The organism is uncultured Aquimarina sp. (genome assembly GCF_947496855.1).
In the GTDB taxonomy this organism is placed as follows: Bacteria; Bacteroidota; Bacteroidia; order Flavobacteriales; family Flavobacteriaceae; genus Aquimarina.
Genome location: NZ_CANMED010000001.1, coordinates 860,046 through 884,388, shown reverse-complemented (window position 1 = coordinate 884,388; position 24,343 = coordinate 860,046). Strand labels below are relative to the sequence as shown.

Here is a 24,343-nt window from a genome sequence, read left to right as displayed (position 1 = left end):
ATTAGATTTTAGAAATATTAAGATTTTGCTTATAATTACCGAATACTTTCCTATCATAAATCCAGGAAATAATAAGTAGGAGGACAGAAACAATAGCTGGAGCATATTCTCCATCATTCACCATGATATGAGCTACCAAAGCTAAAATAGCATCAAATAAGAAACCAGCATAAGCGAGTTCCTTTAAAAAATTAGACTTTTTTGTTAGTATGGCAATTATTCCAGAAATTTTAAGGAATGCTAGCGGGTATATAATCCAGGTAGAAAAACCAAGACTAATAAAAAAACCTTCAGCTCTTGGGTAATTAAAAATATACATCATTGCTCCAGCAAAAAATAGGAGACATAAAAGTCCAGTTGTAATCCAATAAATAATTTTATTCTTTTTCATATTTTATTTTTAACGATTTTTTTTAAAAAAACTTATAAGTTCTGTGGGTTCAAGACGTGTCATGTAATCCTCCTCAAAATGAACGAATACGACTTCCATTTTTTTATTAATAACATATACCGCAGGAACTGGTAGCTCAAAATTATTGTTCTTATGAATTTTAGTGAAATCCATTCCGAAATTTTCGAATTCCTTTTTGGATGCTTCATCTAATTTAAAAACGATACCAATTGCTTTCATCAATTCTGCATTAACATCTGTTAAGACAGGAAACGAAAGCGCATTTTTATCGATGGTTTGATTTACTAGTTCTGGTATTTCTGCGCTAATTCCTATGATGTCCGTATCCAATTCATTGAAGGTTTTACGTAATCTTTCATATTCTCGCAATTCCATATTGCAGTAGGGACACCAACCACCTCTGTAAAAATTTAGAATTAGGAATTCCTGTCCTATTAAATCACTTAGTAATGAATTGTCTCTATTGATATTTTGAAGATTCATGTCTGGAACATAGTCTCCTATCTTAAGCGCATTTTCCTTTAACTGATTTTTACTAATGTCATTAATACTATCAGTAAACACTTTAATTATTGATTGCGGCATCCTTTCCATTGTAGCATTCCGCATTTGTCTTAGTTGTTCTTGTAATGTCATATTGCACCAAATTTTATGGGTACAAATATCTTGTCAAACAATGGAAACTTGATAATCTATGTTTGCAAACAAATAGTCAATATCTAACCGAGTGTGGTTTTGTCTAATTTTTTTTGAAACTGATTAGGGGTAAGATCCGTGAATTTTTTAAAAAACCGAATAAAATTTGAAGGTTCTTTAAATCCCATTTTGTAGGCAATTTCTTGGGAAGTGTATTTATTTTCCGAAATATTTCGTTTGGCTTCAAGTAGTATCCAACTATCTAAAAAAGCCTTTGCTGTTTTATTACCAATCTGCTTACAAATGTCATTTAAATACTTATAAGACACCGATAATTTTTTCGCATAATCCTTTGCATTATGGCTTTGGTGATAAAATTCCGTAATCAATTGTTTAAACTTAATAAAATCTTTGAATCTCTGGCTTTCGAATGTTTTATGCTGATAAATAGAAAGGCGTTTAATTTGAAATAACAAAGCAATAAAAACTGAGTTGATTATTTCTGCTTTCATTATATTATTGGATTCTAAATGTAAATTTTCAAGAAGTTGTAAAAGGGGAGTTAAGTTTGCCATATTTTCATTTCCTATCAAAATACTTGGGGTGTGATAAATATGAAGAAAATGGAATAGATTCTTTTCACTTATATTTTCGGTGATAAAGTTTTCTTCAAAAGAAATAACAAACCCTTTAACTATAAGGTCTTTGTTAAACGAATGAATTTGGTCTTTTGTTAGAGGTAAAATTACTCCTGGAGATAAAATTTCCTTTTTAAAATCAATAGTATGAAAACTCTCGCCTTCTGTAATAAGTATTAAGGCACTAAATTTGATTCTATGCGGATTGGATAGATCATAATTACTTTCTTTACATCGTCTGTATAATTCTTTAATAGATATAAATTCAAAGGGAATATCCTGTTCTACAAAACGTGAAAAAATAATATTCTCTATATTATTATGCATTAATCAATCAATGTTATTTTTAAATGGCTAAAAGAACTCTATATAATTAAAAAATATAACTATACATCTATCTTTGGTTTATCTTTAAACGTTTACAAACTTATAACAAACGTTTAATTCTACGGTTATGATTTTTTTATTAAATAAATAGGTAATTCCCTAATTATAAAAGAATCAAGTAAACCGTTTTGAGTAACATAAATATTTTTCAATGGCTATCACTTTTTAAAATTGAATATACCAATTCTTTAGACATAACCTGTCCAATTGCTTTATTTCTAACCGTTTCAAAAGAGCATCTAAAATTACAACCATTTTTGAATTCACTACATCCATAAGCTGTCTTACCCTTTAGGATATATCCAAGATTACATTTAGGACAAGACATTTGATCGGTTTTTTTATCGGATGTTCGAGTAGGAGTAGCTTTCTTTGGCTCTAAAAGTATTTTAAAATTAGTATCAAAACGCAATAACCCTTCTGCAGAACCAGTATCGGTTTTGAAACCCTTTAGATTAACCGTACATCCTTTTTTGAGTAATCGAATATATTGTTTTTCGGATATTTTCTTGCCTAAATAATTAAAGGGTAATTGAAAATCGCATCCATTTTTAAAGGTACTACATCCATATGCAGACTTTCCTTTTAGAATTTTTCCTTTGTTACATTTTGGACATGGCTCTGTAGTGATTCCTGAAGTCTTTTTAGTTACTTTTTTTTGTTTTTGATTTGTAGTATGAGATATATTGGCTCTTACTTTTTCAGTTCTTACTTCGTATACTAAATGATCTACCATCTGTTTCATATTCTGTATAAATGCACCAGCATTAAAAGTTCCTTTCTCAATTTCCTTAAGTTGCTTTTCCCATCTTCCGGTTAGCTCCGCAGAAGTCAAAAGTTTGTTTTGAATAGTGTCAATAAGTTGAACTCCAGTACTTGTGGGTAGAATTTGCTTTTTGTTTCGCTCTATGTATTTACGTTTAAATAATGTTTCAATAATATTTGCTCGAGTAGAAGGTCTTCCAATTCCATTTTCTTTCATCAATTCTCTCATTTCATCATCATCGACCTGCTTTCCTGCTGTTTCCATGGCTCTTAATAAGGTCGCTTCTGTAAATTGTTTAGGGGGTTTGGTTTCCTTTTCTAGAAAAGAAGGCTCATGAGGGCCTTTTTCTCCTTTTGTAAAATCAGGAAGAATTCCGGTTTCTTTTTTACTGGGAGTATTAGGATTTTCAAAAACAACGCGCCATCCTTTTTCTAAAATTACCTTACCTGTAGTCTTAAACGAAACTGCATCTGCTTTTCCAATAACAGTAGTATTTGCAACCTTACAATCGTCATAGAAAACAGCTATAAAACGTTTTACAATAATATCATACACCTGTTTTTGATTGTATTGTAGATTCATTTGTTCTCCAGTAGGAATAATCGCGTGGTGATCTGTTACTTTTTTGTCATTAAAAACTTTAGTAGATTTCTTAATTTTCTTACCTAATAAAGGTTTGGTAAGTGAATTATAAGCTGTTAGTTTTTCTAGAATACCAGAAACTTTGGGATATACATCATTAGGTAAAAAAGTGGTGTCTACTCTAGGATAGGTTACTACTTTCTGTTCATATAATTTCTGAACAATCTTTAATGTTTCATCTGCAGAAAACCCAAACTTCGTATTACAATATACTTGCAACCCAGTAAGATCGAATAACTTAGGAGCATATTCTTTTCCGTCTTTTTTAGTAATAGAAACAATCTCAAAATCACTTTCTTTTACCTTGTTAGCTAATAATTCACCATCTTCTTTTTTTAAGAAACGCCCTTCTTCATAACTAAATAAGGTATCTCTATATAATGTCTGTAGTTCCCAGTAGGGTTGTGGTTTAAAGTTTGAGACCTCTTTATATCGATTAACTACCATTGCCAAACTTGGTGTTTGTACTCTTCCTATAGATAATACTTGTTTGTAGCCTCCATGTTTTACCGTGTATAATCTGGTAGCATTCATGCCTAATAACCAATCACCAATTGCTCTAGAGAAGCCAGCATAATATAAATTGTCATATTGTTCAGAAGGTCTTAAATTATTGAACCCTTCTTTTATGGCTTCAGTAGTTAAGGATGAAATCCATAAACGTTGTATTTCTCCAGTATATCCAGCTTGATGAATCACCCATCGTTGTATTAATTCTCCTTCTTGTCCTGCATCCCCGCAATTGATTATCAAACTAGCTTTGTCAAACAAAGATTTTACAATATTAAATTGTTTTTGAATCCCTTGATTATCTACAACTTTGGTTTTAAATTTCTCTGGAAGCATAGGCAGATTATTCAGATCCCAACTTTTCCAATATGGTTTATAGTCATTTGGCTCATATAAAGTACATAAGTGCCCAAAGGTATAGGTAACCGCATATCCGTTTCCTTCGTAATACCCATCACGTTTTGTGTTAGCACCCAGAACGGCAGCTATTTCTCGTGCAACACTTGGTTTTTCGGCTATACAAACCTTCATGAATAATCCTCTTTTAGTATCGGGGCGAAAATTAAGGAATTTAAAATAAAAAATATAACTATGGTTATGGAGTATATCACGTTTTAGTTTACCAAGATCACGATCTTGATAGGAAAATTACTAGATATCAGTCAATTTTGTATAAAACCTTATATAGATATGGATACAGTAGGATTTAATAGAAGAAAATTTTTACAATTAGGAAGTGCCGTTGCTGTAGCAAGCGCAGTAACGCCTATAACATACGGAGCTTCTTTATTCGAGGATGATATTTTAGAACTTTCTCTAGATAAAGAGAATCTTAGATTATTCTCTAATGAAAACCCTTATGGACCTTCCAAAAAAGTATTAGATGCTATTATTGAAAATACTAATCGAGTTAATAGATATGCCTCTTTTAATACATATGATACAGACAATTTAAAAAAAATGATTGCGAAGCGTAATAATATTAAAGAAGATCAGGTGATTTTAGGACATGGTTCGTTTGAGATATTATGTATGCTCACTAGGACCTTTGGCAAAGAACAAAACAGTATTATAGTTCCAGCAACTACGTTTAATGTCACAGCAGGTTTTGCAGATAGAATATTTGATCATAAAGTAAAAAGAATACTGCTTAACCAAGCTATGAATATTGATTTACAAGCTACAAAAAAGGCAGTTACTAAGGATACAAAACTGGTATATATCTGTAACCCTAATAACCCAACGGGAAAAGCGTTACCTGCTACTCAATTAGAAGCCTTTTGTAAAGAAGTTGCTTCACCAAGCTGTACGGTAGCAATAGATGAGGCGTATATAGAATTAATGAATCCATCAGACAAATTAGATACTATAAAATTATTAAGAGATAAATTTAATGTTTTAATCATACGAACTTTTTCTAAGGCGTATGGTTTAGCAGGTTTACGTGTAGGATATGCAATGGGATCATCAGAAACGATAACATTGCTTAATCACGAATTTTATAATTTTGGAGGTTTAATTAGTAATCCGGGAGTAGTAGCTGCTATGACGGCTCTAGAGGACACCACTTATATCGATACATATCGAAAAAAGAACTCTGAAGTAAGAGCTTTTGTAGAAAAAAGGTTGGATACATTCGAAATTAAATACCTAAAAAGCAATACTAATTTTATACTTATGGATGTAAAAGATGCTAAACGTTTTAGATCCGAATTAAAACCATTTGGGTTTGCAATTGTTCCTGGTGGAGGAAAACATTATCCTACTTGGGTAAGGATTAGTATTGGTACTTTAGAACAAATGAAAATATTCTTAAAAGTTGTAGGAGAAATGAATTGGTTAAACCCCTAAATAAGTTCAAAATAATCATAGTGTAAAAAAAGAGTTTGAAATCTGAAAGAGTTGTAATTTTTAGGAAATAAAGGATGGTTTTTCTGTCAAATTACTAGCATGTTTTTAAAGATTAACAAGTACATTTGTTGAAAATTGTTTTTTAATGGCAGGAAATACATTTGGAAACCTATTTAAGGTAACCACTTTTGGAGAATCACATGGAGTTGCAATTGGTGGAATTATAGATGGATGCCCATCTGGTGTGCAATTAGATTTAGAAGCTATACAAGCTGAATTAGATCGTCGTAAACCTGGACAATCAGTTATAGTTACTCAACGTAAAGAACCGGATACTGTAGAATTTTATTCAGGAATTTTTGAAGGAGAGACAACAGGTACTCCTATAGGTTTTGTTATTAAAAATGCCAATCAGAAATCAAAAGATTATTCTCATATAAAAGACTCTTATCGACCGTCACATGCTGATTATACGTATGATCAGAAATATGGAATTAGGGATTATCGCGGAGGTGGACGCTCATCTGCCAGAGAAACAGCAAGTAGAGTAGTAGCTGGCGCTATTGCAAAACAAGTGCTTTCTGAACTAACATTTAATGCATATGTAAGTGGTGTAGGAGCTATTAAATTAGATAAACCCCATACAGAACTTGATTTCTCATTAACAGAAAGTAATATTGTTCGTTGTCCAGATACGGAGAAAGCGACAGAGATGGAACAATATATCAAACAGATTAGGAAAGAAGGAGATACCGTAGGAGGAGTAGTAAGTTGTGCAATTTCTGGTGTTCCGGTTGGATTAGGTGAACCTGTTTTTGATAAATTACACGCAGAATTAGGAAAAGCAATGTTATCGATCAATGCGGTAAAAGGTTTTGAATATGGAAGTGGTTTTGCTGGAGCAGAACTAAAAGGTAGTCAGCATAATGATTTATTTAATGCAGATGGAACGACCAAAACTAATCTTTCTGGTGGAATACAAGGAGGTATTTCTAACGGAATGGATATCTACTTTAATGTAGCCTTTAAACCTGTGGCTACTATTATGCAAGATCAAGAAACGATCGATAAAGATGGAAATATTGTAAATATGCAGGGTAAAGGAAGACATGATCCTTGTGTAGTGCCAAGAGCTGTTCCCATTGTAGAAGCCATGGCAGCCCTAGTTTTAGTAGATTATTGGTTAATGAACCGAACGATCAAGAAATAGATAATTGAAAATTTAGTTAATAGTGCGGTAATCTTAGTAAGGTTACCGTTTTTTTGTTTTTAATTTATATCTTCGACTTTTTGTATTCAAAAAATTAGATAATTCACATGAAGAAGCTTGCATTGCATTGGCAAATAATGATCGGAATGATCGCTGGTATATTATTCGGATTTTTAATGACTCAGTTTTCTTGGGGAAAAGAGCTAGTCATGGATTGGGTAAAACCTTTTGGGAGTATTTTTGTAAACCTTCTGAAATTGATAGCGGTACCGTTAGTTTTGGCTTCTTTAATAAAAGGAATTTCCGATCTAAAAGATATTTCTAAGTTTAAATTAATAGGAGGTAGAACCATTATAATTTATATAACTACTACTGTAATTGCTATTACTATAGGATTAGTAGTTGTTAATATTTTTAAACCAGGATCAGGGATTACTCCAGAAACTGTAGAGAAACTTACTCAGGAATATGCAGGTAATAGTACCATCTCCACGCGCATTCAGACAGCGGTAGAACACAAGGATAAAGGGCCGTTATCTTTTTTAGTAGATATGGTTCCATCGAATGGTATTAAGGCAATGAGTGATAATAGGCAAATGCTACAAGTTATATTTTTTGCTATTTTTTTAGGAATATGTATGTTATTGGTTAAACCGGAACAAGCCAAACCATTAAAGAATTTTTTTGATTCTCTAAATGAAATAGTGCTGAAGATGGTTGATTTGATTATGTTAACCGCACCATATGCTGTTTTTGGATTGTTAGCTAATGTAATTGTTTCATCCGATGATCCTTCTATTTTGCTAGCTTTATTAAAATATGCAGGAGTAGTTATGTTTGGATTATTTTTGATGATTATTTTTTATTGTATTGCTGTATCATTATATACTAAGAAATCAGCATTTTGGTTTTTAAAACAAATAAGTCCAGCTCAATTATTGGCATTTTCTACGAGTTCTAGTGCGGCAACACTACCTGTAACGATGGAGCGTGTAGAAGAGCATATCGGTGTAGATAAAGAAGTATCTAGTTTCGTACTTCCGCTAGGAGCAACGATTAATATGGATGGCACTAGTTTATATCAGGCGATAGCATCTGTTTTTATTATGCAAGTTTTATGGCCAGAAGGATTGTTTTTTTCTAATCAATTAACTATTGTTTTTACAGCTATTTTAGCCTCTATAGGAGCAGCAGCTGTTCCTGGTACGGGTATGGTAATGTTAGTAATTGTTTTAGAAGCAGTCGGATTTCCATCTGATAAACTACCAATAGCACTGGCATTAATTTTTGCAGTAGATAGACCTTTAGATATGCTGCGTACTACTATTAATGTAACAGGAGATGCCACAGTAGCTATGATTGTAGCAAAATCTGTTGGGAAATTAGGAGATCCTAAGGTGAAAAATTGGGATGACAATCAATAAATATTTGTCTCTTTTTTTTCGGTATTATCATTACCGTATAGATTGGAATCCCTCTTTCATAATAATAAAAAGGAGTAGGTTAATCAAAAATCATTTTTCTAGGTATATCACAGAAGGTTTTACCTTTTTATATAGGATTTTCCCTGATACGTTAAGATAGATGCGCTATGTAGCTAATGATTTCTATAGTTGTAACACCATTTACACTTTGTAATTACCGTAATAAAATACTCTATTCCGTCTCTGTTTCAGAATAAAAACCAACCTTAGCGCTGCTACACTGAGTTTTTATTCTTCGCAGTGACAAAAAAACAACTAATTTTCTTTAATAATAATTTCAAAGTACAACTTGTATAATCGTAATTTTAGATAATATAGCTACTGTTTTTTTTTATAGGTACACTAAAAATTAGTTTTTTAGTATACCTATTTCTTTTTTAAAGAAATAGGTAGCACAAGAATAATATTTGGCGTTTTTCTGATAATGATACCTTTACTTAATACATATATTTAATTTACATTTTATTTCTTATTAGTAGTTTTATAAAACCTATGTTTTGTTATTGAATCGGAATCCCTCGGGTGGTTCATTTTTAATTGATACCTCTTTGTATATATTTTACATAGGGAGTCATGAAGGTTTGTTTTAAGGGACTTAATTTCATAAATATACTTTTTTGTTTGTAGTTTTCTTTCTTTTAGTTGTTTTGGCACCTGTTTTTTTAGAACATTATGAGTATTCTTTTATATAATCAATTAATAGTTGTTTGCTAAGAAAATAGTAGAATTGTTGTATTATGTATTTGTTAAAAAAGGGGTTTTTTCCCTATATTTGATAACCTATATTTAATTACTTGGTTTCATTTCTGATATTGATAAATATGTAGTTTTGAGTATTAATCAATTAAAGCTTAGATCAATGAATAACGCAGAAAAAACACAGGTTTTAGAAAAACAACAGCCAAATGTTGATTTCGCTAAGGAATTAGCTACTAATTATCACGCCTTGCTTGCTGGTAGCGATATTACACAGAAAAGCAATAGTACCCAGAGTGATATTAGAAATTTTAAAGATTTCTGGAATAATTTAGAACTTGATCCATATATGCCAGATGGGGGAAAATATAGATATCGTAGGATTGGTTATCTTTCTTTTGATCCAGTAACAAAAGAACTAAAGATTGACAATGGGAATATGGCGTTTGTACAAAGTAAATCAATCAATAAATTTGTAGGTGATGTAGAAAGGGTATTTGCACCAGCAGAAGATGAATTTTTAAAATTACCAATACTATCATGTTTGATACAACAAGTAATTGATAATCTACCTTTGGCTAGTGTAAAGGTGCCGCAAAAAATAAATATCAATGTACATCAAATGCGTATTAAAGCATTTTATGGAGCTTTAGGTTTGCCAACCCCTGAAGGAATTCATCAGGATGGACATAAATATGTTTCACAACATTTGATAGCTCGTAATAATATTGCAGGTGGAATTTCTGGATTATATGATTTGGAAGAAACCCCAATTGTACATAAACAACTTTGCGAATTTTTAGACACTATAGTTGTTTGTGACGAATACGTGAAGCATGATGTGTCACCTATTTATTCTTTTTCGGAAAAAGAAGGGTATCGAGATATGTTAATCATTGATTATAACATATCATCGTAAAGATTCATAAAGTTGTTTATGTAAATTAATTGAGATGATTATTAGAGTTTTCTAATGATAATATCTCACTAAATATTAATAATTTTTTATATGAAAGAAGCATTAAGTAAGGCGTTGTCATCATCCTGGATGATTGTTAAATTGGTAGTTCCTTTTGCTATTGGGGTAGATATACTTAATTATTTAGGTATTATAGACCATGTTTCCTTTTTATTTGAACCGATATCAGACTTGTTAAATCTACAAGCTGGAGTGGCCTTAGTATTTGCTGCGGGTTTTTTCTTTAACCTTTATGCAGGTATAGCAGTGGCAGCAAGTTTGGGGCTAACTGGATTCGAATGGACAGTAGTTGGAACGTTCTTGGCAATTTGTCATTCGATTCCTTTAGAAGTAGCTGTTCTAAAAAAAGTTGGATTTCCAATCATTACCCATGCAGTATCAAGATTAGCAGCAGCATTAGGATGTGCAGCATTAGTATCTGTTATTGCTCCAGCAGAATTGCATACGATTACTAATAGTCTAGCGGTAACTAATGTAGATTCTGATTTTTTATCTATGATTATTTTATCAATTAAAAATAGTTTTATTTTAACTTTTAAGATCATTTTGTTAGTCACTGTGTTGATTATAGTTTTTGAACTTTTAAGAAAATGGAAGCCTATAGCTAGTTTTCTTGATAAACATACTTACATGTCTAGTTTGTTGGTAGGAGGTTTATTAGGGGTTACCTATGGTGCAGGAATCTTATTGAAAGATATGTCCAAGGTAGATAAAAAGCATAAAATTTACTTATTAACTTTTTTAATGTTAGCACATGGCCTTATTGAAGAAACTCTTTTGTTTGGACTCTTTAATGCTAATTTGCTAATTATTTTAGGTTTAAGAGTGGGAGTGGCGGTAATAGTAGTACTATTTCTTTATTTGATTTCTAGTTTTAGACTATTTCAAAATATTAAATTTTTAAGAATAACAAATTAGTATAAGATGATAGGTAATGTGTATATAACGGATAGAATTAAAAATCCAACAATAGAAGAACAAGTATTAGCTGAGTATCTAACAGATAACCCAAATGATCATATCGAAGTGTTATTAGTATGGCATCAAAATATTACAGAAGAATATTTAGAGCAATTTCCTAATGTGCATACTGTGATACGGTATGGTGTAGGGTATGATAAAATAGATGTTCAAGCTTGCTTACGAAAAGGTATAACAGTATGTAATAATCCCGATTATTGTACTGATGAAGTTAGTGATACGGCTTTAGCAATGATTCTTAACTGCAGCAGAGAAATTACAAGATATGATGCTGTTAGTAGGTTTTATACTAATGGATGGCAAGAGAATGTAAATAAAAATATTTCAAGAAACAGTGAAACTTTAATTGGTTTTGTAGGTGTCGGAAGAATTGGTTCTCTAACATTGAAAAAAGCAAAATACTTGGGATATCAGACATGTTTTTATGATCCTTATGCTAGTTATGGGGTGGCTAAGGTATTTGAAACAAAAAGAATGAATTCATTAGAGGAACTACTAGGGAGTTGTGATATAGTTTCTTTGCATTGTCCTTCTAATTCAGAAACCTTGGGTATGGTCGATGATGTTTTTATTGATCAAATGAAATCCGGAGCTTCATTAGTAAATACAGCAAGAGGAAATCTTGTAAAAGATCTTAGCGTTATAGAAAGAGGTTTAAAATCAAATAAGTTAAATATGGCCTGTTTAGATGTATTGCCTCAGGAGCCTCCATTAGACGATTCATTAATACAGGCGTGGAAAAACCATGAATCATGGGTGAGTGGTCGTTTAGTTATTAATCCACACTCATCTTATAATTCTATACAGAGTGAAATAGAGCAACGCTATAAAGCTTCAGAAAATGCGCTGACTTCTTTGTTAGACAGAAACCCTAAATATGTTGTTCACCAACCATTACTTAAAGAAGAGCATGAGGTAGTATAAAGGATATTATATATAAGTTTAAACTCGTTATGTCTCAGAAATATGTTTGTGTTTTTGATACCTCATAAAACTAAAGGAAATATTCATATATTATACTAACCCGAAACATGTAAGTTTCGGGTTTAATTTATTCCATAATTTACTATACATTAGTTTATCTTTTTTAAACTTATTTATAAAATTAATTGCTGTAATAAGATTGCATACTATGAACGAAACAGAGTTATCGAAACTATATAGCCCATCGGATTTTAGAGAAATTGGCCATCAGTTGGTTGATATGCTTGCGGATCATCTTGATCAAACACAATCACAAAAAGAACAGGCTGTGCTTACATATCAGGATCCAGAAAAAGAATTGGCTTATTGGAAAGATGATATGTCTTCTGATTCTAATATCATGGACTTTTATAAAAAGGTTCTAGATCGATCTATTCATGTGCACCATCCAAGGTATATGGGGCATCAGGTAGCAGTACCTTCAGTAATCAGTAGTCTTTCAGGATTAGTGACTGATGTGTTGAGTAATGGTACTGGAGTTTATGAAATGGGCATGGCATCTAATGCCTTAGAAAGAATTGTTACCGATTTTGTAGCAAAAAAAATTGGATATGAATCTGATGCAGCAGGTTTTCTTACTTCTGGAGGAACGTTAGCAAATCTAACGGCACTATTAGCTGCAAGAAAAGCAAAAGCACCTGGAATGGTATGGGAAGAAGGTCATAAGGAGAAATTAGCGGTTTTGGTTTCTGAAGAAGCACATTATTGTATTGATCGTGCAGCAAGAATACTAGGATTTGGTGCGGATGGAATTATAAAGGTTCCTTCTAATGAATTTTATAAAATAGATACTTCTTTACTAGCAGCGTATTTAGAAAATGCAAAAAGTAAGGGTTTAGCTGTCATAGCAGTTGTTGGATGCGCTTCTTCAACTTCTACGGGATCCTATGACGATTTAGAAATGTTAGCTACTTTTGCAGAAGACAATAATTTATGGTTTCATATAGATGGAGCTCATGGAGGTGGAGTTATTTTTTCAGAGAAATATAAATATCTAGCAAAGGGAATTGATAAAGCAGATTCGGTTGCGATTGATTTTCATAAAATGTTATTAACCCCCGCTTTAAATACTGCGTTAATTTTTAAAAACGGTGAAGATTCTTATAAGACTTTTGAGCAAAAGGCTCAATATCTTTGGGACTCTCAACATTCTAGGGAATGGTATAATTCTGGGAAAAGAACTTTTGAGTGTACTAAATTAATGATGTCACTAAAGGTGTATTCAATCATTAAGATGTACGGTGAAGATATTTTCGAAAAGAACATGGATCGATTATATGATCTTGGGAAAGTATTTGCTAAACTTATTAAAGAAAGAGCCAAATTTGAATTACTCATAGACCCAGAAGCTAATATTGTAAACTTTAGATATAATGATGTTTCTTCAGAAGTAATAAACTCATTTAATTCACGAATACGTGAGGAGTTGATCTTATTAGGAAAATTTTATATAGTACAAACAATGGTAGGAGAGAATCGTTACCTAAGGACTTCCATAATGAATCCATTAACAGAAAAAGAGGATTTTATAGCGCTTTTAGATGAGATCCAAAGAATCGCTGACTCTTTTAAATAGGGACTCGTTAGGACCTTTTAGATTTTATTATATATTTCTTGTTATATAATTAGCATTTTACAGCACAACGGATTTTGATTAACTTCATCTATTAGTATGTTTAGTGATTTTATACATAAACAGATGAGGAATTTATATTTTTTACTGATTTCACTCGTATTTATTAGTTGTAGTAATGATGTTCATAATCCAAGCGTAAGTCTACAAGGAGAGTGGAATCTGGTTAATGTTACTGGTGGATTTACTGGAATAGATCAGGATTTTGAGAGAGGAACAATTATTTAGGATTTTAATGAATCTACTAATATGGTAACCGTTACCAATAATAGTACGATCACTGTTGTGTATGATGGTTTTCCTTCTGGAATAGATATGTATTCTATTGTTACAACTTCAGATATTGATGAACTAGTTGTTAATTAAATCAATTTAGGAACATTTAATGCTACATCTAATAGTTTTACAGTTAATCAACAGTTTAGAGACGAATTCAAGATTTAGTTTGGTAGGTAATTAATTTAGTCACTCATTTTTAGACGCAACCAATATAGAGGTGTACCATCTATTAAGAGAATTAACTTTTAAATTATATCATATGAAACGCTTATGTATTTTATTGCTCTCCATTGTACTTTTTAGTTGTAGTAATGACGATGATAATAATGCTCAACCAACACTTCAAGGAACTTGGAATCTTGTAAATATATCAGGAGGTATAACCGGATTGGATGAAGATATAGCTAAAGGAATTGTTGTTTGGGATTTTAATGAGACTACAGGGATGGTTACTATTGTTAATAGTAGCACAACCACCTCTGCAAACACATTATTGGTATCGGGGACATACACATATAGTGTTTCTGCTCCAGCGGATGCTGACATCCTTATTGTTAATGAAGTAAATTATGGTAGATTAAACTTAGAAAACACCGTATTTACTGTAACAGAAAGTGCTATTGACGGATTTATATTTCGTTTTGAACGATAATACTACTTAAAATACTTGTGCCGTTTTTATATAAATTAAAAACGGCACAAGTATTCATAAACAAGAGTGTTATAAATTAACTCTTTTGTTTTTTGGATATTTTAGTTGATAAGAAAATTGTTTTTCTAATTGTACTTTTGGTTTTACTGTTAGTTTCCATTTCATAATTCCTGTTTTCGGATCGTAATTACCATCATTAGTTTCTATATTATCCACTTTGATGTCTTTATTTTGAGAAATAGGAATTCGATCTTCGAGAATCAAATGAATTGTACTTTGTTTATTGTTTTTTAACTGTATCGTATATCCAAGATCTACAATTCGATTACTACCGTAAAAAGATTTGCTTTTAAATTTTTTTAGCGGTTCTCTTTTTACTACAATGTTAGGATCAGTTCCTAATGAGATCATCAAACTATCTGTTGTTGCTTGTGGATCAATATTGGTCTTACCGGCATAACTACCTTCAAAATATATATTGGCTTCTCCTGCCAATAGATCAAATTGTTCCCAATTTCCTAATTTGGCAGTTAAAAATACATTTTCATTGAGTTCTGGAGCTACATAATAACTGTAATCAGCATTCATATCGAAATTGTCAATTTCTATAGTAGTGATATCACTATTGGATTTGATAGTATATTTCTTTTTGATCACAAATCGAGTATTCGTAATTCCTTCTTCTTTGGACGCTACAGTAACATTATAGGTTTCTTTTTTTCTTTTCGATTTACTACGTGATGCTCTCCTATATCCTGATGAAGTTCCATAACCTACTACAACTACTTCATCTAAGGTACTATTATCTTCTTCTAGACTTATATTGACGATAGAACTTCCTATCGTTATTTCTTCTGTAGTATAACCAAGGTATGAAAATACTAATTGTTTTCCTTGTTGGATGGTAATTGTATACTTGCCATCAAAATCTGTTATGGCGCCGTTATTGAATCCTTTTTCTACTACGTTAACACCAGGAAGCGGAAGCCCTTTTTCATCCGTTACAATACCGCTCACTGTTTTTATATTAGGATTATAGGTGGAGGAATATCTATTTACAGCACTTCTTCTTTGATAACTACCATAACTAAAGTTTAAATATCTGGTTGTAAGATCTGGCTTTATGTTATTAGTGTTAGGATCACCTGTAGATAAGATGACTTTTGTATTATTCCAATCGGTACCGGTTTTTTGATATACATTAGCTTTGTAAGTTATTTTAAGAGGAGTTTCGGTATTTTCTGATTTGATGTCATACAAAGGAAACCATCCTGCATCGGTTACATTATACCTTAGCATTAATACAAGATTTGTAGAAGAAGGTACATCTATTTTTACTTTTATTTCTCCTCGTTCTTCTTTAGTATGATCACTAAGTTTATCAATTTGATTCATTATATCTCTAATATCATCATTTAATTTATTTTTTTGCAAATTGATGTCGTATGCCTCATTTTGTATAGCTACTGATCTTTCTCGGTAATAGGTAGATATTTCTTTTACTTTGTCTAATGAAAGCGCTGTTTGATCGCTACCTATATGTTGATTATTTTCCAATATCTTCTTTTCCTGATTCAGTCCTGAGAGTAGGTTTTCTAATTTGCTTTTCTTTAATAATAATAATTCTAGTTGATGTTCTAATAATTCTAACTCCTTCGAATTCTTCTTCTTTTCTAAATAATTTATTCCATAATTTATGGATAAGATAGAAGCGTTTTTTAGACCTGAAATTTGAATACTATTTTCATCAATTTTATTAGAAAGGTCATAAAATATAATTTCATTTACTCCTGGAAGCACTTCTGCTAAGGCGGTTCTTTGAATTCTTGCTCCTGATACATAAACGGTTACTTCTTTAATGGTAGAGGACACTTTTTTATCATTATTACTAAAAATGATAGTAGGCAAGAGTAGTATAAGTAAGGTAAAGGATCTCATGATTATGTGTTGTTTTTGGATTTTGAACGAAAATATAACCATAGCATATAAAAATAAACTCATATTGAGTGAAGTAGCTTTTTGATTGAGTAAATCTATATAAAGACTTAGTTTACAGCTTAAAAAGCCTGTGAATACCTTATAAATAAAGAAAAAGGGGGAAAACCCCTATATGATTTCTAGCTAAAGTCCCCTTAATTTGTGTGCTAGATAAGTATACTTTTGAACCACACTTATTAATAAACTTAAAATAAACTCATTATGAAACGGCTTTTTCTACCCATAGCTTTAATCTCATTTGCAGTTATATGCCTAAGTATTGTGCATATCGATAATGTGAATAAGCTAGATGACGAATACAATCAATTGAGAGAGAAGCATCAAATCGATAGTGGTACTGATGCAGAAATTACAACAATAGATAAGTTCGATATTAAATGAAGAGTTGAGAAGGATACGTTACAAACCAATAAAGAAAAAGAATTAATACCTTCTGAATTGGAAAAATAAAAAGGGAAAACAAAAAAAGTAACGGGATCACTCCAAGACCGCTGCCTTGCATATTATTGCAAGGCAGTTTTTTTGTTAAATGAGATGAGATGGAGCATGATAATTATAGCTTAAAAAAGAGATGCTTTACGAATTCTAAATGAATCCCTACGAATTCTAAAATACCTATAGATAGAAACCGTAATCATGATTACTTTTAAACCGTAATTAAAGAATGGTCTTTTTTTGCTGCCAAATCATTTAATCCCAAAATAAAATGAAAAAGCTTTTAATACCAATAATACTAATTTGCTTTGCAGTAGCATGTTTAGGATTTGTACATATAGATAATATGAATAAATCTGAATTGAATAGGGTAACATCAAAGGGGGAAAGTTTTGATTTTAATTCATAATGCTATTGCAAAAGTAAATTATATGTTATTGGTCTATAAAGAGGGCTTTTAGCTTTGGAGTTGGAATCATGCAACTCTCTTTTTTGCCAAACCAGTTATATCTGTTTCTTGAAATTATATCGTAAACACAATCTCTTAAGAATTTAGGAAAAACAAGAAAAATAGAAAGTAACGGATAACCACCAGACAGCTGTCTTGCAATATGCAGGGCAGCTGTTGACTTATGGTAATATGCTGTATTAGGCTCAATGAGTAGAATTGTGTCTAATTTCGAAGTGTCAATACCCCTCTCTTCTGCCAATTTTTGTCCTATCTTACTCTGTAAAGAAGCGTATCGAAATACGTCATTCTTATCTCGTTTAATAATGAAATTGACCGCTCCATTACAAAGATTACATACTCCATCGAATAATATAATTTTTTTCCCTTCGATATTCATAATACAAAGATAAGAACCAAATATAGAATCTTGTTAACCAATTATCATTTCATTAAGAATCATTTTAGGGTAATAGAATCAATAACTTGTTTAGTTGTGATTTGTAAATTTTTTGGTAACAAATTATCCTTAGGTAAGACTGCGAGATAGCGATCGTTATTAGAATCAAAAACTTGCTTAAAAGTTGGGTCTTTTAATTGAAGCATGTCACATATTTCCGTAATGAGGTCCAAATGATAAATAAGATCATTACTTCCAAGATGAAAGATACCTTTTTTACTTCGGTTGATGATATAATGTAATTGTTGTGTAAGTTTAGAAATAGCTGTTACATTAATGATTACATTAGGAAAAACCTCTATTGGTGCTCTAAGATCGTGCAAGGTTTTAAGTTCCTGTACACGGGGTGTACTGGCTCCAAAAATCATCGGTATCCGAGCGATTACATACTTGTGGGGAGGTAACCTCATTAATGCATTTTCAATTTTAATTTTCAACCTTCCATAAACACTATCGCTCAATGTTTTATCATGTTCATATGATGGATAGTTGCTAAATGTATCAAATACATTAGCACTGGATAGAAATATCAATTTTGATTTATTCTTTTTTAACCAGTTTATAATTCGTTGATGAGCATCTAACTGCGCATTAAAATTCCCTCTAATAGCAGAAACTATAATAGTAGGTTTTAGGTTATCTAATAATATGGAGATATCTTCTAGTTCCATATCATACTGAAAGAATTTTTGGTTTTTTTCGTAAAAAGTATTGTCTGTATGGTAGGTGCCATAGGTGTCAAAATAGGAATTAAGCTCTTTGTATAGAGCATTTCCTATAAAACCACTGGATCCTATGATTAAAATTTTTTTCAATACTATTCTATTCTAAAAAAGTTAAGTTTCAAAGATTACTAAACTACGTAACTTTGAAACTTAACTTACCCTTTATTATTGTTATAAAATAATTATCCTTTATAAAAAGGCAGTTTTACTACCGTTGCAGGAATCGCTTTTTTACGAACCTGAATATTGATCTTACTACCAGGAGCAGCAAAAACTTTAGGCACATATCCTAATCCAATTCCTTTTCCTAAAGACGGTGACATGGTACCAGAAGTTACAATTCCGATTTTATTACCATTTCCATCTACAATATCATAATCGTGTCTTGGAATTCCCCTTTCATCTAATTCAAAACCTACTAGTTTTCGTTCGATCCCACGTTCTTTTTGTTTAGCTAAAGCTTCTGCATTGACAAAATCTTTGGTGAATTTAGTGACCCAGCCTAATCCAGCTTCAATAGGAGAGGTTTCATCATTAATATCATTTCCATAAAGACAATATCCCATCTCTAATCGTAATGTATCTCTAGCAGCCAGACCAATAGGTTTGATTCCAAAATCCGCACCTGCTTCTAATACTTTGTTCCAAATTTGTTGTACTTCTGAATTTTTACAATAAATTTCAAAACCACCGCTGCCGGTATACCCAGTTGCTGATATGATTACGTGGTCAATTCCAGCAAAATCAGATACTTCAAACGTATAAAACTTCATAGCTTCAAGATCTACAGATGTAAGGGATTGCATTGCTTCAGCAGCCTTAGGACCTTGAATTGCTAATAAAGAGTAATCCTCGGATAGATCCCGCATATCTGCGTTCATCGTATTATGACTCTTGATCCAATCCCAATCTTTCTGTATATTAGATGCATTGACTACCAATAAGTATTTTTCATCAGCCATTTTATATACAATTAGATCATCTACGATACCACCTTTATCATTTGGTAAACAGCTATATTGAGCTTTTCCGTCTACAAGCTTAGCCGCATCATTAGAAGTTACTTTTTGGATTAAATCCAAAGCATTAGGACCTGTAATTAAAAACTCGCCCATATGGGATACATCAAAAACACCAACATCATTACGAACCGTTTCGTGTTCTATATTTACTCCTTCATAGGATACAGGCATATTATATCCAGCAAATGGAACTATCTTGGCACCTAATGCAGCATGAGTTTCTGTTAATGCAGTATTTTTCATAAAGAGTCGATTTGTAGAATTAAGAATCAAATTGAGGCCGAAAGTAAAAAACTTTGCGTTGGTAAACAATCCTTTTTTATGATTAATTGTTAACTTTTTCCTAATCTAAAAGCTAATAATTATGGATACAATAATATGTGATTTGATTTTCTGTGTTTTTTAATAACTTTATAAAAAACCGTTATTAATTAAAAGATGATGTCAGCAGGATATTCTGGAACACCACTTACCAAAAAAATGGTAATAAAGTCAGGAAATACCTTGTTGTTTTATAATCTTCATGATTACTATTGGAATTTATTTTCGGACTTACCAGAGAATATAAAAGAGTTAAACTAAGTTTTTTTTATCGTATATCAGATAGAAATTAGTGCATCTATTTGATTAAAATACCCGATCTGAAGCAACCTAATTGTGTAAAATGTATCTACATCATAAACAATATAGTTATGAAAAAATATATGTTTCTTTTTTTGATTCCACTTTTATTTGTTTTCTCTTGTAGTAGTGATGACGATATTATAGTAAATCCAGATTTATTAGGAAAATGGCGGCTAATAGAACAATTAGTAGATCCTGGCGATGGTAGCGGTAGATTTGAACCAATAAATAGTGATTTAGAATTAGAATTTTTTGCCGCTGGTGTACTTCAGGTATCTAATGGAACTTTGTGCTCATTAAATATTGATAGTGAGGGTAGTAGTACAGAAAGTTATTCCATTGACGAAAATGTAATCAATGTAGATTGTGATAATGCTATCGGTATTAGTTTTGAAATAAAAGAAGGAAGTTTGTTTCTATATTTTGCTTGTATCGAAGGATGTGGACAGAAATATCAGAAACTTCCTTAAACTTGTTTTTTACGAATTAGATATAGAAGCTAATAAATAGTAAATCCTGTTCTAAGTTAGAACAGGATTTGAAAAATAACCCTTATCAATTATGATAAGTTAACTTAATAAGTTAATAATGATTACTGCATTAACTTTTTAGATAGCTCTTGTAACTCAGTTGACTTAGCCATCATATAATCATTTAATTTTTTTACGTCATCACCAGAAAGGTTACCCATAACTTCTTGAGCTTTGGTACCTAATTCTTGTCCTTTTTGACCTAAAGAAGCAAAAGCACTCATATCTTTACTCTCTACTACTTTCTTATATTCTTCGATATAAGCTTCATAAGAATTTACATATTCTTGTACTTTTTCGTCACTAAAGCTAGGTACACCTTCTGATGCTGCAGTTTCAGTTTTTTCTTCAACTTTTTCTTCTGCTTTTTCAGTCTTTTCAACTTCTTCAGTCGTGTCCGCACTATCAGTTGCTTCAGACTTAGTTTCGTTTTTACAAGAAGCTGTAAAAAGAACAGCCATAACTAATGCGAAATTTAAAATGGTTTTTTTCATGATTTTTATATAAGTGTTAATTAATTGGTTTGTTTTATTAACAATGCAAATATACACTAGTTTATTACTTTAGTCAAACACTTTTTTCAGTGAATAAAACACCCTGAAAACAGGGTGTTAACAGATTAATGCTGTGGTTTTAGCATTTAGTAAATACTGTTTTTCGTCAGATAAGTGTTGTGCGAAAGTTTGGATTAGCCATTTAATCAGCTCTTTAAGCAATTAGTCGATTAATAAGAAATTTTTAAGATCTTTACTACCAGATTTGACAATCAATTGTAATATTTTTGCCGTATGCAGTATGTAAAAGATTCTATATGCTATCAGGATGCTATACACGAATTAAATTATTCGTTTGGTGACTTTTACTTGTTCGATAGATTTGTAATAGGAGAATTTAAGGAAGATACTGTAGTCACCTGGGATGATCACGCAAAACTATTAGTAGAGGATCTAACTAATTTATACGATCACGATGGTTCTAATGTGGTCTATATTACTAACAGAGTGCATAGGTATGCTGTAAAACCAAGTGATTGGTTAAAGTTTTATAAGAGTGATTATAAGATGAAAGGCTATGCTATTGTTAGTTATACTCCTAAGGGTTTATTGAACTCATTAATAGAAAAATTATTTATTAAAAGTAATTTTAAAAGCTTTGAATCTATAGAAGAAGCTATCCATTGGGCTAAAAGTTTAACCGAGGCAGCAGTTTCTAATTAAAATCGGAGATAATATTGTTGTCTGATATTTTATTTTCTTATTAAAAAGAAGTTTTCCTTTTTTACGGCTTTTAATAACTTTCGACAACTATTGGTGTAATGTTAATTATGATCGTATATACTCTACAGTACAACATACATTATACAATGAAATCTTCCTTTGATAAAGGTGGTTTACAGGGGTGACTACTATTTAAAATATTATTTACTTTGAATCAAAGAATTAGATAAAAGTAAATCATGCCGATCATATCTATCAGTGAACATCTCGAACATTATCATACATTAAAAAGTAAGTTTATTTCTCCTAATAATAAGATGGAGGTTTTAATGGAAGTGTGTTTGTATAAAAAGGTTATTAGTACCGGTTTGGTAGAAAATATTAAAAAGAAACCGGTAGTTGCATTCTATACAGCAACGAATCGAACGGAAGTCCCGAAACGGGATTGGACACAACAAATGAAACAGGCAGCCTTGCGATATGCTCAGGAATATCCTGTTATAAATTCAGGAAAAACATATTCTTTATTTGGTAAGATACTTTTTTCTACAGCTACTATTGGCGTAATTGGTGCTTTTGCGTTGGTTTTTTACTTAATATATTTTAGCGCACCTCAATCCAAAATTAATATAGAAGAGTTTGTGTCCTTACCAGAAAAAGGAGATAGATATTATGGTTTTATAAATCAAACGATAGATGACAAGCAAACCCCTTTTTTAGCACATGGATGGATTCAGATTGTAGACGTCAATCCAATCGATAGTACTTGTGTTTATGTAACAAGCACGGGAGTAGGTGAACTTACCTTTGAGACTTTAGAAGCGGAACATATTAGTTTTTCGAATCAAGAAATTGAAGGTAAATTTAATTCAGATAAACGTGCACAGAAAATTAGTATTATTTCACAAGATAAACGCTGGCGTTTTAATTCACAGGTAATGAGCAATAAAACTAAAAATTATAAAATTACTGCAGAATAGACCAAACATGGAATTATTACAGAACACTCCACTAAGTCGTAAAAACCCACTGAAGAATGACACTTTTTTACAAGCGTACCAAAATTTAGAATCGAATGCTAAGGTAGGCTTGTCAATCCTAGGTACTGCTACTCTATTTTTTCTTTTGGTAATTGGTATGGGGTTTTATGAGGTTTTCGGAAACCCATCAAACGGAAAAGGAATGCCTATTAGTAGTCTACTAGAATTAGATTTTATAGCTATTATTATTGGAGTAGGAGTATCTATATTTTTTATAGTGTTCTTTCTTAATAAACAACGAAAATTAGCAATCAGAGAACAACAAATATATTATAAGTTAGGAAATGTACAGCCGTTGGATATAGATCAGAAAAAGGCAATAAGACTTAATCTGGTACAGGTGTTTTACGGTGGTGGTTGGTCAAACACCTTAGAAGTTTTTCCGTGTAATATTCGTTTAGACAAGCAAAATTTTAAGCCTAAGACATTTGATATACAACATGATAAATTATACCAGCAATATTTAAATGAAGACTGGGGTGTTTTAAATAAAGAGCAATACCAAGAAATGATAGCACGATTATTTGAAGGTATGCATTCTAAATGGTTTGCCCAAGATATCCAGTCCGACTCTGCAGAGGATATGATAAATCAAATCTCTGGACTTACTAAAGTAGATGAGGAGTATATAAATGAGTGTGGGGTAATATCAAGCGATAAACCTAAGAAATTGATATGGGGATTTGATTTATTTAGAGTAATCCCAATGAGTAGATGGGCTTTTATGTCGGGGTATATTACAGAAGAAGAAGCTTGGTCTAATATCCTAAAAGCATCAAAACTTGTTTACTTTCTTTTTGATAGCCATGAAGATTTTTATAATAATTATCGGGTTGGTCATGCATTTTGGGGCAATAATTTTGAAGCGTCTACTGATCGATTAGAAAAATGGAAATATTTTAAAGAGCATTGTGACTGGCCTGCTAGAGATTTAGAATGGACAAAACCCACAGAAGTAAAGTTACCTGAGAATATGAAGACAAATTTTGCAGAACATCTTTCTAACATCCAAAAACAACAACGTAAAACAACCATCGGTTTTCGAAAAACATAGGAAAGCGAGTAGCAACGAGCCCTAGGTATAGCGGAAAGTTTATACGTACA

24 protein-coding genes are annotated in these 24,343 nt (G+C 31.6%); 15 read left to right on the top strand and 9 right to left on the bottom strand.

What is annotated here, in order from left to right:
• Window position 1 precedes the first annotated feature (1 nt).
• The 4 genes from Q0921_RS03925 to Q0921_RS03910 form a co-directional block, all read right to left on the bottom strand.
• Window positions 2-391, bottom strand: coding sequence for a DoxX family protein (locus tag Q0921_RS03925; protein WP_299253580.1), 390 nt, complete (start codon window positions 389-391; stop codon window positions 2-4).
• Between the two features lie 9 nt (window positions 392-400).
• Complete coding sequence (locus Q0921_RS03920) at window positions 401-1,048, bottom strand: peroxiredoxin-like family protein (RefSeq protein ID WP_299253577.1); 648 nt, start codon at window positions 1,046-1,048, stop codon at window positions 401-403.
• A gap of 83 nt (window positions 1,049-1,131) precedes the next feature.
• The gene (locus tag Q0921_RS03915; protein ID WP_299253574.1) at window positions 1,132-2,013 is read right to left on the bottom strand and encodes an AraC family transcriptional regulator; all 882 of its coding nucleotides are present in this window, start codon (window positions 2,011-2,013) and stop codon (window positions 1,132-1,134) included.
• 208 nt (window positions 2,014-2,221) lie between these two features.
• The gene (locus tag Q0921_RS03910) at window positions 2,222-4,522 is read right to left on the bottom strand and encodes a type IA DNA topoisomerase (RefSeq protein ID WP_299253571.1); all 2,301 of its coding nucleotides are present in this window, start codon (window positions 4,520-4,522) and stop codon (window positions 2,222-2,224) included.
• A 159-nt stretch (window positions 4,523-4,681) separates the two neighbouring features.
• On the opposite strand from Q0921_RS03910, the gene Q0921_RS03905 reads away from it, so the two are divergent.
• From Q0921_RS03905 to Q0921_RS03865, 9 genes are all read left to right on the top strand, one after another.
• Window positions 4,682-5,842 (top strand): aminotransferase class I/II-fold pyridoxal phosphate-dependent enzyme, encoded by a 1,161-nt coding sequence (locus tag Q0921_RS03905; RefSeq protein ID WP_299253569.1) that lies wholly within the window; start codon window positions 4,682-4,684, stop codon window positions 5,840-5,842.
• A 145-nt stretch (window positions 5,843-5,987) separates the two neighbouring features.
• Entirely contained in the window at window positions 5,988-7,052 is a 1,065-nt protein-coding gene (gene aroC, locus Q0921_RS03900; protein WP_299253566.1) for a chorismate synthase, read from the top strand.
• 107 nt (window positions 7,053-7,159) lie between these two features.
• Window positions 7,160-8,476, top strand: a complete 1,317-nt coding sequence (locus Q0921_RS03895) for a dicarboxylate/amino acid:cation symporter (protein WP_299253563.1) — start codon at window positions 7,160-7,162, stop codon at window positions 8,474-8,476.
• A 919-nt stretch (window positions 8,477-9,395) separates the two neighbouring features.
• Complete coding sequence (locus tag Q0921_RS03890; protein WP_299253560.1) at window positions 9,396-10,151, top strand: 2OG-Fe dioxygenase family protein; 756 nt, start codon at window positions 9,396-9,398, stop codon at window positions 10,149-10,151.
• A 90-nt stretch (window positions 10,152-10,241) separates the two neighbouring features.
• Complete coding sequence (locus Q0921_RS03885) at window positions 10,242-11,129, top strand: hypothetical protein (RefSeq protein WP_299253558.1); 888 nt, start codon at window positions 10,242-10,244, stop codon at window positions 11,127-11,129.
• Window positions 11,130-11,135: 6 nt separating this feature from the next.
• Window positions 11,136-12,116 (top strand): NAD(P)-dependent oxidoreductase, encoded by a 981-nt coding sequence (locus Q0921_RS03880; RefSeq protein ID WP_299253556.1) that lies wholly within the window; start codon window positions 11,136-11,138, stop codon window positions 12,114-12,116.
• Between the two features lie 208 nt (window positions 12,117-12,324).
• Window positions 12,325-13,752 carry an aminotransferase class I/II-fold pyridoxal phosphate-dependent enzyme gene (locus Q0921_RS03875; protein ID WP_299253553.1) on the top strand — a complete coding sequence of 476 codons (1,428 nt, stop codon included), beginning with the start codon at window positions 12,325-12,327 and terminating at the stop codon, window positions 13,750-13,752.
• 123 nt (window positions 13,753-13,875) lie between these two features.
• On the top strand, window positions 13,876-14,037 hold the full coding sequence (locus Q0921_RS03870; RefSeq protein WP_299253550.1) for a hypothetical protein: 162 nt from the start codon (window positions 13,876-13,878) through the stop codon (window positions 14,035-14,037).
• Window positions 14,038-14,347: 310 nt separating this feature from the next.
• The gene (locus Q0921_RS03865) at window positions 14,348-14,740 is read left to right on the top strand and encodes a hypothetical protein (RefSeq protein ID WP_299253547.1); all 393 of its coding nucleotides are present in this window, start codon (window positions 14,348-14,350) and stop codon (window positions 14,738-14,740) included.
• A gap of 69 nt (window positions 14,741-14,809) precedes the next feature.
• Here Q0921_RS03865 and Q0921_RS03860 read toward each other — a convergent pair whose 3' ends face one another.
• Entirely contained in the window at window positions 14,810-16,678 is a 1,869-nt protein-coding gene (locus Q0921_RS03860; RefSeq protein WP_299253544.1) for a mucoidy inhibitor MuiA family protein, read from the bottom strand.
• A 261-nt stretch (window positions 16,679-16,939) separates the two neighbouring features.
• Between Q0921_RS03860 and Q0921_RS03855 the strand changes: the two genes are divergently transcribed.
• Window positions 16,940-17,119 carry a hypothetical protein gene (locus Q0921_RS03855; RefSeq protein WP_299253541.1) on the top strand — a complete coding sequence of 60 codons (180 nt, stop codon included), beginning with the start codon at window positions 16,940-16,942 and terminating at the stop codon, window positions 17,117-17,119.
• A 488-nt stretch (window positions 17,120-17,607) separates the two neighbouring features.
• Here the strand turns inward: Q0921_RS03855 and Q0921_RS03850 are convergent, their stop codons facing one another.
• The 3 genes from Q0921_RS03850 to gcvT form a co-directional block, all read right to left on the bottom strand.
• Window positions 17,608-18,021 carry a thiol-disulfide oxidoreductase DCC family protein gene (locus Q0921_RS03850; protein ID WP_299253539.1) on the bottom strand — a complete coding sequence of 138 codons (414 nt, stop codon included), beginning with the start codon at window positions 18,019-18,021 and terminating at the stop codon, window positions 17,608-17,610.
• Window positions 18,022-18,080: 59 nt separating this feature from the next.
• Complete coding sequence (locus Q0921_RS03845) at window positions 18,081-18,896, bottom strand: sugar nucleotide-binding protein (RefSeq protein ID WP_299253537.1); 816 nt, start codon at window positions 18,894-18,896, stop codon at window positions 18,081-18,083.
• Between the two features lie 92 nt (window positions 18,897-18,988).
• Window positions 18,989-20,071 (bottom strand): glycine cleavage system aminomethyltransferase GcvT, encoded by a 1,083-nt coding sequence (gene gcvT / locus Q0921_RS03840; RefSeq protein WP_299253535.1) that lies wholly within the window; start codon window positions 20,069-20,071, stop codon window positions 18,989-18,991.
• 195 nt (window positions 20,072-20,266) lie between these two features.
• On the opposite strand from gcvT, the gene Q0921_RS03835 reads away from it, so the two are divergent.
• Both Q0921_RS03835 and Q0921_RS03830 read left to right on the top strand, forming a co-directional pair.
• Window positions 20,267-20,410 (top strand): hypothetical protein, encoded by a 144-nt coding sequence (locus Q0921_RS03835; RefSeq protein WP_299253532.1) that lies wholly within the window; start codon window positions 20,267-20,269, stop codon window positions 20,408-20,410.
• Window positions 20,411-20,520: 110 nt separating this feature from the next.
• Window positions 20,521-20,922, top strand: coding sequence for a lipocalin family protein (locus tag Q0921_RS03830; protein ID WP_299253529.1), 402 nt, complete (start codon window positions 20,521-20,523; stop codon window positions 20,920-20,922).
• Between the two features lie 122 nt (window positions 20,923-21,044).
• Here the strand turns inward: Q0921_RS03830 and Q0921_RS03825 are convergent, their stop codons facing one another.
• Window positions 21,045-21,476, bottom strand: coding sequence for a hypothetical protein (locus tag Q0921_RS03825; RefSeq protein ID WP_299253525.1), 432 nt, complete (start codon window positions 21,474-21,476; stop codon window positions 21,045-21,047).
• Window positions 21,477-21,770: 294 nt separating this feature from the next.
• Between Q0921_RS03825 and Q0921_RS03820 the strand changes: the two genes are divergently transcribed.
• From Q0921_RS03820 to Q0921_RS03810, 3 genes are all read left to right on the top strand, one after another.
• Window positions 21,771-22,199 carry a hypothetical protein gene (locus Q0921_RS03820; protein WP_299253522.1) on the top strand — a complete coding sequence of 143 codons (429 nt, stop codon included), beginning with the start codon at window positions 21,771-21,773 and terminating at the stop codon, window positions 22,197-22,199.
• Between the two features lie 239 nt (window positions 22,200-22,438).
• The gene (locus Q0921_RS03815; protein ID WP_299253519.1) at window positions 22,439-23,179 is read left to right on the top strand and encodes a hypothetical protein; all 741 of its coding nucleotides are present in this window, start codon (window positions 22,439-22,441) and stop codon (window positions 23,177-23,179) included.
• A 7-nt stretch (window positions 23,180-23,186) separates the two neighbouring features.
• Window positions 23,187-24,293: a DUF1266 domain-containing protein gene (locus Q0921_RS03810; RefSeq protein ID WP_299253516.1), complete on the top strand. Its 1,107-nt coding sequence runs from the start codon at window positions 23,187-23,189 to the stop codon at window positions 24,291-24,293.
• Window positions 24,294-24,343: the final 50 nt, after the last annotated feature.